Source organism: Lysobacter antibioticus (assembly GCF_000731095.1).
In the GTDB taxonomy this organism is placed as follows: domain Bacteria; phylum Pseudomonadota; class Gammaproteobacteria; order Xanthomonadales; family Xanthomonadaceae; genus Lysobacter; species Lysobacter antibioticus_B.
Genome location: NZ_JMTZ01000065.1, coordinates 38,779 through 50,376 on the forward strand (window position 1 = coordinate 38,779; position 11,598 = coordinate 50,376).

9 protein-coding genes are annotated in these 11,598 nt (G+C 67.9%); 4 read left to right on the forward strand and 5 right to left on the reverse strand.

Features of this window, described 5'->3' with window-relative positions; all coding sequences use genetic code 11:
- The first annotated feature begins 89 nt into the window (after window positions 1-89).
- Window positions 90-524: a hypothetical protein gene (locus EX88_RS0117445; protein WP_031373274.1), complete on the forward strand. Its 435-nt coding sequence runs from the start codon at window positions 90-92 to the stop codon at window positions 522-524.
- Between the two features lie 95 nt (window positions 525-619).
- On the opposite strand, the gene rhlB is transcribed toward EX88_RS0117445, so the two are convergent.
- Window positions 620-2,410, reverse strand: a complete 1,791-nt coding sequence (gene rhlB / locus EX88_RS0117450) for an ATP-dependent RNA helicase RhlB (protein ID WP_031373275.1) — start codon at window positions 2,408-2,410, stop codon at window positions 620-622.
- A 256-nt stretch (window positions 2,411-2,666) separates the two neighbouring features.
- On the opposite strand from rhlB, the gene trxA reads away from it, so the two are divergent.
- On the forward strand, window positions 2,667-2,999 hold the full coding sequence (gene trxA, locus EX88_RS0117455) for a thioredoxin (RefSeq protein WP_031373276.1): 333 nt from the start codon (window positions 2,667-2,669) through the stop codon (window positions 2,997-2,999).
- Between the two features lie 271 nt (window positions 3,000-3,270).
- A complete protein-coding gene (rho, locus tag EX88_RS0117460; RefSeq protein WP_031373277.1) occupies window positions 3,271-5,040 on the forward strand; it encodes a transcription termination factor Rho in 1,770 nt (589 codons plus the stop codon).
- Between the two features lie 264 nt (window positions 5,041-5,304).
- Here the strand turns inward: rho and EX88_RS0117465 are convergent, their stop codons facing one another.
- From EX88_RS0117465 to EX88_RS26580, 4 genes are all read right to left on the reverse strand, one after another.
- Complete coding sequence (locus EX88_RS0117465) at window positions 5,305-7,101, reverse strand: XVIPCD domain-containing protein (RefSeq protein WP_152566332.1); 1,797 nt, start codon at window positions 7,099-7,101, stop codon at window positions 5,305-5,307.
- A 313-nt stretch (window positions 7,102-7,414) separates the two neighbouring features.
- Window positions 7,415-8,290 carry a hypothetical protein gene (locus EX88_RS0117470; protein WP_152566333.1) on the reverse strand — a complete coding sequence of 292 codons (876 nt, stop codon included), beginning with the start codon at window positions 8,288-8,290 and terminating at the stop codon, window positions 7,415-7,417.
- A gap of 10 nt (window positions 8,291-8,300) precedes the next feature.
- Window positions 8,301-8,621, reverse strand: coding sequence for a hypothetical protein (locus EX88_RS0117475; RefSeq protein WP_152566334.1), 321 nt, complete (start codon window positions 8,619-8,621; stop codon window positions 8,301-8,303).
- Window positions 8,622-8,897: 276 nt separating this feature from the next.
- Window positions 8,898-9,038: a hypothetical protein gene (locus tag EX88_RS26580; protein WP_161786143.1), complete on the reverse strand. Its 141-nt coding sequence runs from the start codon at window positions 9,036-9,038 to the stop codon at window positions 8,898-8,900.
- Between the two features lie 379 nt (window positions 9,039-9,417).
- Here EX88_RS26580 and EX88_RS0117485 point away from each other — a divergent pair, with 379 nt between their 5' ends.
- Complete coding sequence (locus EX88_RS0117485; RefSeq protein WP_031373281.1) at window positions 9,418-11,250, forward strand: monovalent cation:proton antiporter-2 (CPA2) family protein; 1,833 nt, start codon at window positions 9,418-9,420, stop codon at window positions 11,248-11,250.
- Window positions 11,251-11,598 lie beyond the last annotated feature (348 nt).

Consider the following 11,598-nt stretch of genomic DNA (forward strand, 5'->3'; position numbering starts at 1 on the left):
CAGCACCTTGATCGTCCGACACAGGAAGCACCGCCGCCGGCCCCGATGGCCGGCGCGGACCGTCGTCGACTTCATCAAGGAGCACCACCATGCAAACGACCAAGGCCCACCTGGCACTCGCCCTGCTCGCCCTCGGCCTGTACGCGCAGAGCGCCCGCGCCGAGCAATACGACCCGCCGCTCAACGTCGCCACCCTGGCCTGCCCGGCCGGCTCGACCGGCTACGGCAACGCCCGTTTCATCGTGTTTCCCTCGTTCGGCAGCGCGCCGCCGAACTGGCGTTTGACGATCTGGTGCAGCGCCGGCGGCAGCGGCCGCCGCGGCCACTTCGAGCCCGGCAGCAGCGGCGTGTACACCACCTGGCCGTATGCCGGCGGCGCCTTCGGCATCGGCTGGCCGGCCTCGCCGAACTACAGCAATCAGCTGCAGTTGCTCGACATCGACATCGACGGCGATCTCGACGTGTTCCAACTCGTCGAGACCTCGGCCAATACCTGGTCGGTGTTCGTCAGCAGGACCCTGTGACGAAAGACCGCCGCGAACCTCGTCGAAGCGACGAGGTTCGCGTGCGGGCTCGACGGCAGGCGCGGGCCTGCCGTCGACGGATCGCTATGCGCTGATCAGTGCTGCGAACGCGGCGGACGCGCGACCAGCGACTTGAGCTTGCGGCCGATGCGGCCCAACAGCGAGGGCTTGGCCTCGCCGGCCGGCGCCGCGGCAGCCGCCGCGGGCTTGTGCACAGGCTTGTGCGCGGGCTTCGACGGCGCCGGCTTGGCGACCGCGCTCTCGCCCTGGCTCGCGGTCGGCGCGCCGTTGTCGGTCTCGGCGCCTTCGATACGACGGCCGCCGCGACGGCGACGGCGCTTGCGCGGTGCGCGCTCGCCCTCGATCGCCGGCACGCCGGTGGTCGCGGTCGCCTCGCCTTCCGGCTTGGGCTTGCGCGGCGGACGCGGCGCAGCTTCGACTGCCGCGGCGACACCGGCTTCGGCCGGCTTGGCCGCACCGGCCTCGACCGGCGCGCGTTCGCGACGCGGTGCGCCATCGCGACGGCCTTCGCTGCGCGGACCGCGGCTCGGGCCGGAACCGCTGCGGCTGCCGCTGCGGCCGCCGGCACCGCCGCCACGGCGCTGTTCGTCGGCGGCGCGCTGTTCGCGCGCTTCCTTGAAGATCGAACCGATGCTCTCGTTCTCTTCGCCTTCCTCGGCCGCCGGGATCTCGCGCGGCGTGCGCGGCAGGGCGATCAACAGTTCGGCGTCGACTGGCGCGGTCGGCAGCTTCTGTTCGATGTAGGCCTCGATGTCCGGCAGGCTCATCGCATAGCGTTCGCAGGCGAAGCTGATCGCGTCGCCCTCGGCGCCCAGGCGCGCGGTGCGGCCGATGCGGTGGACGTAGTCCTCGGCATCGAACGGCAGGTCGTAGTTGTAGACGTGGCTGACGCCGTCGATGTGCAGGCCGCGTGCGGCGACGTCGGTGGCGACCAGGATTTCGAGCTGGCCCTTCTGGAACTTGTTGAGCAGCGACTCGCGCTTCTTCTGCGGCACGTCGCCCGACAGCACGCCGACGCGGTAACCGCCGCGTTCGAGCGAACGCGCGACGCGCTCGACCCAGGCCTTGGTGTTGACGAACACCATCGTCCGCGCGCCTTCGCTGCGCGACAACAGGCCCAGCAACAGCGGCACCTTTTCCTCGTCGGCCGGGAAGTAGACCTTCTGGCGGACCTTGGCGGCGGTGATGAACTCGGTCTCGACGACGACCTTCTCGGGCTCGTTCATGTGCTCGTAGGCCAGCTCGAGCACGCGATGGCTCAAGGTCGCCGAGAACAGCAAGGTCTGGCGCTCGGTGCGGATCGGCATGCGCCGCAGCAGGAAGCGGATGTCCTTGATGAAGCCCAGGTCGAACATGCGGTCGGCTTCGTCGAGCACGCAGATCTCGCAGGCGTGCAGCGAGACGACCTTGTGCTGCTTGACGTAGTCGATCAGGCGGCCGGGCGTGGCGATGATGACGTCGGCGCCCTTCTGCAGCAGTTCGCGCTGCTTGTCGTAATCGACGCCGCCGTAGACCAGGGCGAACTTCAGGCCCAGGTCGGAGCCGAACTTGACCGCGTCCTTGTGGATCTGGATGGCCAGCTCGCGGGTCGGCGCCAGGATCAGCGCGCGCGGGTCTTCGGGCTTGCGCTCGGCCAGGGCCGGGCGGGTCAGCAGGCGGTTGATCACCGCGACCAGGAAGGCGAGGGTCTTGCCGGTGCCGGTCTGGGCCTGGCCGGCGACATCGCGCCCGGTCAGCGCCAACGGCAGGGTCAGCGCCTGGATCGGCGTGCAGCGCGAAAACCCGGCGGCCTCGAGGCCGGCCAACAGGCTCGGGTGCAGGTCGAACGAAGAAAAGGTGATATCGGTTAAAGGCTTGTCGCTCATGCTTCTCAGAGATCCGCGCGCACTGGGCGCAGTAGGTGGTCGCTTGCGTGGGTGGCGTCGGCGAAGCAGACTGCCGGGGCCGAGCCGGCGCCCGAGTTGAACTCTGAAGGCAGGCTCGATGAGACCGTGGCGCAGCCCTTGAAGGTGCCGCGTAACGCCCCAGTTTAGCGTAAGCCCCCGCCCGGCATGGCCCGCCCGGGGTTCCGTTCAAGAATAGCCCGTTCCGTACGGGCGAGTATCCCCGCAGGAGACCCCCGTGAGCGAAAAAGTTCTGCATGCTGGCGATTCCGACTTCGACGCCACCGTGCTGCAGTCGTCCGAACCCGTCCTCGTCGATTTCTGGGCGCCCTGGTGCGGCCCGTGCAAGGCCATCGGCCCGATCGTCGAACAGCTGGCCGACCAGTACGAAGGCAAGGCCAAGGTGGTCAAGGTCGACGTGCAGGAATTCCCGGCATTGGGCGTTCGCTACAACGTGCGCAGCATCCCCATGCTGTTGATGTTCAAGGACGGCCAGGTCCATTCGAGCCAGCTCGGCGCGCCGCCGAACATCAAGTCGCTGTTGACCCAGATGATCGACAAGGCCATCTGAGGCGGCCTGCTCTGAAGCGGCCCGCCATGTGAAGCCGCCTCGCTTACGCCCGCCCCGCGCGGGCGCAAGCGCTCCGGGCCTTGCCCGGTAACGTGAACGGCCCGGCTCGGGAAGCTTGCCGCCACGCAGCAGCAGTGCTAGTTTCGCAACACCCGGCGTCGGACCTCGCGTCCCACCCGCCGCACCCCGTCTGATACCCATCTATCAACCCACGTCCCTGACGTCCCGCTCGCCCGATGCGAGCGCTCGCCGCTTAGCGAGGAACCTCCGCTTGTCCGATAAGACCCCCGACGCTGGCGATACCGCCGAAAAGCGCGTGCGTAAGCCGCGCGTCAGCAAAGCCGCCGAGTCCGCTCCGGCCGCTGCCAGCGATGCCAGCCCCCTGATTCCTGCCGCTCGACCTGCCGCGCCTGCCGCGCCGTCCGTCGCGCCGCCTCCCGCCGCACCGGCTCCCGTGGCCGCCGCACCCCGCACTCCCGCCCCCGCACCTGCTCCGGCCGCCAGCGCCAGCGAGTCCGCCCCGGCCGCCTCCGGCGCCGAGAGCGCCGCGCCGCAAGGCCAAGGCAACGACCGCGGCAACCCGCAGTCGCAGCAGGGCCAGCAGCGCGACGGCGGTTTCGACAACCGCGGCGGCAACCGTCGCGACCGTTTCCGCAACCGCCGCGACCGCGACCGCAACAACCGCCCGCAGCAGCGCGACGAAGACGGCTCCTTCGACAACGGCAACGGCGAGAACTTCGTCCCGCGCCCGCACCCGCAGGTGCCCGAGGGCTTCCCGCAGTACTCGCTGGGCGACCTCAAGCGCATGCCGGCGCCGAAGCTGCTGGATCTGGCCGACCAGCTCAGCATCCAGGAAGGCGTCGCCCGCGCCCGCAAGCAGGACGTCATCTTCGCCCTGCTCAAGGTGCTGACCCGCCACGGCGAAGGCGTCGCCGCCGACGGCGTGCTGGAAATCCTGCCCGACGGCTTCGGCTTCCTGCGCGCGGCCGAGGCTTCCTACCTCGCCGGCCCAGACGACACCTACATCTCGCCGAGCCAGATCCGCCGCTTCAACCTGCGCACCGGCGACCATCTCTCGGGCCGCATCCGCTTCCCGAAGGACGGCGAGCGTTACTTCGCCCTGTCGGTGGTCGACAGCATCAACGGCGAGCCGTTGGAAGCGTCGAAGAACAAGGTCCTGTTCGAGAACCTGACCCCGCTGTTCCCGCGCCGCAAGTTCAAGCTCGAGCGCGGCGACGGCTCGACCGAAGACATCACCGGCCGCATCCTCGACCTGATGGCGCCGCAGGGCAAAGGCCAACGCGCTTTGATCGTCTCGCCGCCCAAGGCCGGCAAGACGATGATGATGCAGCAGGTCGCCACCGCGATCACCCACAACCATCCCGACGTGCACCTGATCGTGCTGCTGGTCGACGAGCGTCCGGAAGAAGTGACCGAAATGCAGCGCACCGTGCGCGGCGAAGTAGTCTCCTCGACCTTCGACGAACCGGCCGCGCGTCACGTCCAGGTCGCCGAGATGGTGATCGAGCGCGCCAAGCGCCTGGTCGAACACAAGAAGGACGTGGTGATCCTGCTCGACTCGATCACCCGCCTGGCCCGCGCCTACAACAACGTCGTGCCGAGTTCGGGCAAGGTGCTGTCGGGCGGCGTCGACGCCAACGCCCTGCACCGTCCGAAGCGCTTCTTCGGCGCCGCGCGTAATGTCGAAGAAGGCGGCTCGCTGACGATCATCGCCACCGCGCTGATCGACACCGGCAGCAAGATGGACGAGGTGATCTACGAAGAGTTCAAGGGCACCGGCAACTCGGAAGTCCACTTGAACCGCCGCATCGCCGAAAAGCGCGTGTACCCGGCCATCGACATCAACCGCTCCGGCACCCGCCGCGAGGATTTGCTGATCGAACCGGAACTGCTGCAGAAGATCTGGATCCTGCGCAAGCTGCTGCACGGCATGGACGAAATCGGCGCGATGGAATTCCTGCTCGACAAGATGAAGACGACCAAGTCGAACGACGAGTTCTTCAGTTCGATGAAGCGCTGAGTTTCACCGGCGCGGTAAAGAAAACGCCCCGCGATGCGGGGCGTTTTCGTTGGTGGGAGAGCGTTCTTGCGTTGGCAAGAGGCGTCAACGTTTTGGCATGGCGGTCGCGGCTTGCGCCGCTCCTACCCCAATGCGACACCGCTCCTCGGGTAGGAGCGGCGCGAGCCGCGACCACGCAGCCTCCGGGTCGCGACGAAACTACTGCCCCGCTTCTCCCACAGGCCGCATGCACGATCCGCATGCGGCCCGTGCGCGAACGAGCGCTTAGAACCCGCGCCCGCCGCCCTGGTTGACCTGCACCGTCGGCGCCTCGGCCGTGGCCATCGCGCGCGCGGCGAGCTGGCTGCTGGCTTCCACGCTCTGCTGCGAAGCCGCGGCGACGTCGAGAGTGACCATGCGCCGGCTCGGCGATTGCGGATCGCCCTGCACCGCGAACAGTTTGCTGCCGTCCTTGCTCGCCAGCAGATGATCGACCTGGGTCAGGCCGCCGTCGCGCATGGCCGGCACCAAGGCCGCGGCGAGGTTCTTCTGCTGCTGTTCGTTGAGCTTGCCCTGGCCCAGCTCGCTGCCCTGGACCTTGCCGAGCATTTCCTTGTACATGCCGTTGAGGGCGTTGGCGCCGCTGCTCAGGATCGCCGCCACCCGCAGGCCGTCCTCGACCGCGCCGCCGACCGGGTTGTTGTTGCGATTGGCGACGTCGCGCAGTTCCGGCGGCAACAGATACGTGCCGCGCTCGCGATCGCCGTCGCGATCGCGGACGTAGCGCTTCACGTCCTGCAGCTCCAGATCCATGAACTCCTTGGCCGAACCCTTGGCCGCCTGCGCCAACTGCATCGCCTCCTGCGTATTCAAACGGCCCAGGTCGCCACGGGCGAGCGTGTCGACCAGCGACTCGGGCTGCACCTTCTGCTTGAGGAAGGCGAGGAAACGCTCGCGGGTTTCCGGGTTCTGGCCGAGCCCGTCGAGGATGCGCGTCGCCGTCGACAAGGCATTGCCGGCATCGACCGGCATGCCGGCGATCTGCCGCAGCACGCCGTTCATGGCGCGCTTGGGCTCCATGCCTTCGGCGAACGGGAAGCGCTCGCGGAACTCGTCCCAACGCGGCGCCAGCAGGGCTTCGCGTGCGCGCTTGATCAACTCGAACGCGCCCGCGGCGAAGGCGACGATGGCGGCGCCCATCGGGGCGATGCCGATCAGGGTGCCGACCAGGCCGGCATTGCGCGCGCCCATCATCAGGGCGACGTTGCCGATGCCGCCGGCAAGCTTGAAGCCGCCGTCGAGCAGGTCGAACGCGGCGTCGACGCGATCGTCGGTGCGCAGCGCCTTGCCGGTGACCGGGTCGCGGCCGTTGAACACGCGACCGGCGTTCTGGCCGAGGGTCTTGACGCCAGCGGTCACGTCCTTGATCGCGCTGTAACGTTCCAGCAGTTTCGCCGCTTGGCGCTCGTGGCCGCTGCGGGTCGCGAATTCCAATACCGCGCTCATCGCCACCGCATCGAGCGGACGGCCGGCCTGGCTGGCCGCGCTGCCGGCTTTGATCGCGGCGTCGATCGCTTCCAGGGTCTGTTCGATATCGCGGTGACCGCCGCTGCGGGCGAGGGTCTTGAGCTCCATCACCGCGCCGTCGATCGGCGCCGGCGGCGCCGCATCGCGCTGCGCCGACCAGGTCTTGGCGTAGCCGACCAGCGAGGTCTGCAGTTCGGCCGGCACTTCGACCGCATAGCCATGGAACGGCGGCGACACGCGGCCGTCGGCGCGGGTTTCGCCGGGGTGCAACTTCCAGCTCAGCGCGGCCTGTGCGAGCGCGCCGCCAGGTGCGGCGACCGAAGCCACGGTCGCCTCGAGGGTGTCCTCGTCGACCACCTGGCCGTTGCGCTGCAAAGCGTCGGCGACGATCGCCCGCAATACGGTGTCGCGCGACCACTCGTCGTCGGCGGGCAGCAAAGCGGTATAGCCCGAGGTCCCGTCCTGCGCTGCGGGCTGTCCGGCGTACCAGCGCGGTGGGTGGGAGGCGCCGGTCGGCGTACGGCCGCCGGGATTCGAATCGACTGCTGCATTCATATGCACTGCTCCTTGTCGGTGACCCGGGTCCCCTAGAACCCGGTCGCCCGCGGCCAGGCCGCCGGCGGACCCGCATCATGCCTCTCGTTCAGCTTCGAGGGCAATTCGGTGCCGAATGGAAACAGCGACCGTGGCCGGCAAATCGGCCGGAAAAGCAGTGCCGGCGGACAGGGCCGAGTTCGATCGGCCGACGGACGGCGCTCGCGCGCGCCGGAAACGCATCGCGAGAGGCGCAGCGGCAAGCGAGCGCTGATCGAGATTCCCGGCGGGACCCACGCCGAAACGCGGACCCGCCGGGGCAAAGCCCCGATGATCAGGGATACAGCGTGTACTGCAACACCGGTGCGACATCGACGAGCACCTGAAACACGCTCTCGCCCGATGCCGCACTGCAGGACCCATTGCTGCAGGCGGAGACCCGGTAGCGATAGATCCCGGCCTGCATGTCCACGGCGGTCCAGGCATTGGCCGGGCCGCTGTACACCCGGCTCCACGAGTTGTCGCCGGCGCTGCGTTCGAGCACGTAGTTGTCGGCGCTCGGCGAGGCGTTCCAGGTCACGGTATGGGTCGGGGCGACGAGGCTCGGCGCGACCGGCGGTGGCGGCGGCGGCGGCGCGGTCGATACCGCGATGCTCACGATGCCCGAGTACACCTCATGGGCATTGGTGATCAGCTTGACCCGATAACGGTAGTTCGCCGGTGCAGCCAACTGCGCCGTCCAGTTGGTGCCGTAACCCTTGTAGCGCTCGGTCCAACCGCCGCCGTTGACGCTTTGTTCCAGGGCATAGCGGGCCGGTTCGGGCGTCGACCAGCTCACGGTGTGGTCGGCGCCGTTATTGCTGCGCACCGGTTCGTAGATCGCCGGCGGTGGAGGCGGCTGGGTGGGCGGCTGCGTCGGCGGTGGGCCCATGTTCTTGTAACAGACCACCGTGGCCGAGGCCTGAAAGACTCCGCCGTATTCGTACCAGGTATAGCCAAGGGTGCTGCAATTGAAATAGCCGGCCTGATTGCCCCGGGACTTCGCCGCGGCGATCGCCTTTTCGATCGCTTCGGTGTCGCTGTAGCCGCTCGCTCCCGCGAAGAACTCCATCGGAACCGGGTCCGACGACTGCGCGAACACGACCTGCGGCGCCGCGACCGCGAGACAGGCGCCAAGACCGAGTGCGCTCAGCATGATCGCTCTGTTCATGGCGTCATGCTCAATTCGTACTCGCCACGGCGGTAATCACCGGAAAGCCCTGCTGATCGCAGCCGGTGATATGCACCTGGACTTGCTTGTTGGAGGCATGCGCGGACACCAGCAGTGCGTAGAACTCCTTGAACATCGGGCTGCCCTGGCGGATCAGAAAGAAGTCGTTACGCATACATCCCTCGGGATTGATCATGGCCTGGTGACGCACCAGCACACCGTCGTGCGCGGGCCAGACCTGCACTTCGGTAATTTTTCCGTGAACGGTCACGGCGGCCTGAGCGGCAAAAGCGGACAGGCACAGGCTTGCGGCCATGAAGAAACGACGCATGAATTTCTCCTTGAGTTGATGAGGCGACGCGGTCGACCGCGTCCACGCACGAGTGGATGCGAGTACCCGGGATGCGGAGCTCATCCGAGACTCGACGAAACGGCCCATGGCTCCGAAGTGTTGAAACAGCGCACGGCTCCCCTGCCGGCGGTCCCGCATCATGCCGCTCGTTCAGCTTCGCGGACAATGCCGTGTCGATGCGCCGTTACGGCGGTCGCGACCCGACCCGACCCGGCCGGGATGCCTGCCCGCGAAAGATGGATCGGGTGCGCCGCACTATCTGAGCCGGCGCACGGATTCGCCTCCGCCCTGCCGATCCTGCGCGGCGAAAGCCACATCGCCGCGCAACGGCTCTTCCCAACCCGGCTGACAACCGCTCAGCCACAACACCGTCAACAGCACCAGCAACGATCGCATGATGAACCTCCCTGTTCGAAGACGGACTGCGCTCCTGCGCGCCGCGGACGCTTCGATGCCCCCGGCGACTCGTCCGTCATTGTGATTGGCAGCCCTCGCACAGACTGCGATTGAGGGCCGCGCAGGCGGCCGGCCGTACCGGGGCGTCCCGCTGAAGGACTCCGGCGGACGGGTCTGCAACCTCCGGGCCAATGGCGATGGAACGATCCGCAACGGGAGGTTTGAGCCGCCGTCGCCGCAGCGATTGAAATCCGGTCAGCGAGCAACCATTGCAAAGTAACGACGTCATCCTTCCCGGCTACGCAGCGTTGCGTAATGCAGCGCAGCGGCGGTCGTCGCACCCCGGCGTATCGCGCCATAATCCCAGCCGGAGGTGCTCATGCACGGTGGCGGTCTAGAACTCGCGTTGTTGTTCCTGCTGGCCGCGGTCATCGCCGTGCCGGTGTTCCGTCGTTTCGGCCTGGGCGCGGTGCTCGGCTATCTGACCGCGGGCGTGGTGCTGGGCCCGTACGGGGTCAAGGTGATCCGCGACGCCGAGCCGGTGCTGGCGGCGTCGGAAATCGGCGTGGTGATGATGCTGTTCGTGATCGGCCTGGAGCTGTCGCCGGCGCGCCTGCGGGTGATGCGCAAGCCGGTGTTCGGCGCCGGCGGCCTGCAGGTGCTGCTGAGCGGCCTGGCCTTGGGCGCGCTGGCGATGTTCGGCGGCCACATGGGCTGGAAAGCGGCGACCGTGGTCGGCCTCGGCCTGGCCCTGTCGTCGACCGCGGTCTGCCTGCAGCTGTTGTCCGAGCGCAAGGGCCTGGCCAGCGATTACGGCCGCCTCGCCTTCGCCATCCTGCTGTTCCAGGACCTGGCCGCGATTCCCTTGCTCGCCGCGATTCCGCTGCTCGGCAAGGCCGCCGCGGTCGAAGGCCTGAACTGGATGGCCGTGGCCAAGGCGGTCGGCGCGATCGCCGCGGTGGTGTTCGGCGGTCGCGTGCTGCTGCGCCAGGTGTTCCGCGTGGTCGCGCGCACGCAGATGCCCGAGGTGTTCACCGGCGCGGCCCTGCTGACCGTGCTCGGCTCGGCCTGGATCCTGCAGACCGCCGGGCTGTCGGCCGGCCTCGGCGCCTTCCTCGCCGGCGTGCTGCTGGCCGATTCGGAATTCCGCCACGAGCTCGAATCGCAGATCGAGCCCTTCAAGGGATTGCTGCTGGGCCTGTTCTTCATGGCCGTGGGCATGAGCATCGACCTGCAGCGGGTGCTGGCCGAGCCGGGCACCATCGCCAGCATCGTGCTGGTGCTGCTGTCGGTGAAGTTCATCCTGCTGTTCGGCGTCGGCATCAGCGCCGGCGGGCTGGAGAAACGCGGGGCCTTCCAATTGGCGACGGTGATGTCGCTGGGCGGCGAGTTCGCCTTCATCGTGTTCAACGAAGCGGTCAAGGCCAACCTGCTCGACGACCCGACCCGCGACCGCCTGATCGCCGCGGTCGGCGTGTCGATGGCGCTGACCCCGCTGTTGATGATCGGCGCCCAGCGCATGCTCGACGCGGCGCCGGCCGAGAAGCCCAAGCGTCCCTACGACGACATTCCCGACCATCACCCGCAGGTATTGATCGCCGGCATGGGCCGTTTCGGCCAGATCGTCGCGCGCCTGCTGGTGGCGCACCGCACGCCTTTCATCGCCATCGAGAACAGCGCCGACCAGGTCGACTTCATGCGCCGCTTCGGCAACATGATCTATTACGGCGACCCGGCCCGGCCCGAGTTGTTGCGTTCGGCCGGCGCGGCGCAGGTGAAGATCTTCGTGATCGCCATCGACGACCGCGACAGCGGCATCCGCACGGTGCGCACGATCCGTCGCCTGTACCCGAAGGCGAAAGTGTTCGCCCGCGCCCGCGACCGTCGTCATGCCTGGGACCTGATGGACCTCGGCGCCGAGCCGATGCGCGAGACCTTCCATTCCAGCCTCAAGCTCGGCGAGGACGTGCTGGTCGAACTCGGCGTCGCCCCGGAGACCGCGCGCGACCACGTCGAACGCTTCCGCGAACTCGACGAACGCATGCTCAACGCCCAGTACCTGGTCCACGACGACGAGGACGCGTTGATCCAGACCGCACGCGATGCGCGTAAGGAATTGGAAGAGCTGTTCGACGCCGACCGAGGCGAAGGCATGCTCGCCGATATGGTCGAGAAACAGGGCCCCGTGCCGGAGCATGCGACGCGGCATTGACGGCGCGTCGGCGTCGTCGATGGAAGAGTGCGCGCCGGGTCGCATCGCATCGAACCGGCGCGGATGGATGCTCTGCTCTTGCTCGAGCAATGCAGCGCCGCGAATCCATCCCTGTAGGAGCGGCGTCCTACTGTATTTGCTTCGGTCATGAGCAGCGACCGCCTCGTTTCAATCTCGCGTCGATGCGGGCCGAAGCCCGTCAGGGTAGGAGCGGCGCGAGCCGCGACCGCGTCGTTTCGGTCTCGCGGCGTAACGCTCACGCAAGATCAGGATCAGGATCAAACGCCAAGAACTTCCGCCACTAAAGCGGCGGGTTACTTTCTTTTGTCTAAAGCAACAAAAGTCCGT

What these genes read in the sequence shown, in the direction of transcription:
- EX88_RS0117485 (WP_031373281.1), top strand. Translation starts at nt 9,418, where the DNA reads ATGCACGGTGGCGGTCTAGAACTCGCGTTGTTGTTCCTGCTGGCCGCG.
- EX88_RS0117470 (WP_152566333.1), bottom strand. Translation starts at nt 8,290, where the DNA reads ATGAACAGAGCGATCATGCTGAGCGCACTCGGTCTTGGCGCCTGTCTC.
- EX88_RS0117465 (WP_152566332.1), bottom strand. Translation starts at nt 7,101, where the DNA reads ATGAATGCAGCAGTCGATTCGAATCCCGGCGGCCGTACGCCGACCGGC.
- rhlB (WP_031373275.1), bottom strand. Translation starts at nt 2,410, where the DNA reads ATGAGCGACAAGCCTTTAACCGATATCACCTTTTCTTCGTTCGACCTG.
- EX88_RS26580 (WP_161786143.1), bottom strand. Translation starts at nt 9,038, where the DNA reads ATGCGATCGTTGCTGGTGCTGTTGACGGTGTTGTGGCTGAGCGGTTGT.
- EX88_RS0117445 (WP_031373274.1), top strand. Translation starts at nt 90, where the DNA reads ATGCAAACGACCAAGGCCCACCTGGCACTCGCCCTGCTCGCCCTCGGC.
- EX88_RS0117475 (WP_152566334.1), bottom strand. Translation starts at nt 8,621, where the DNA reads ATGCGTCGTTTCTTCATGGCCGCAAGCCTGTGCCTGTCCGCTTTTGCC.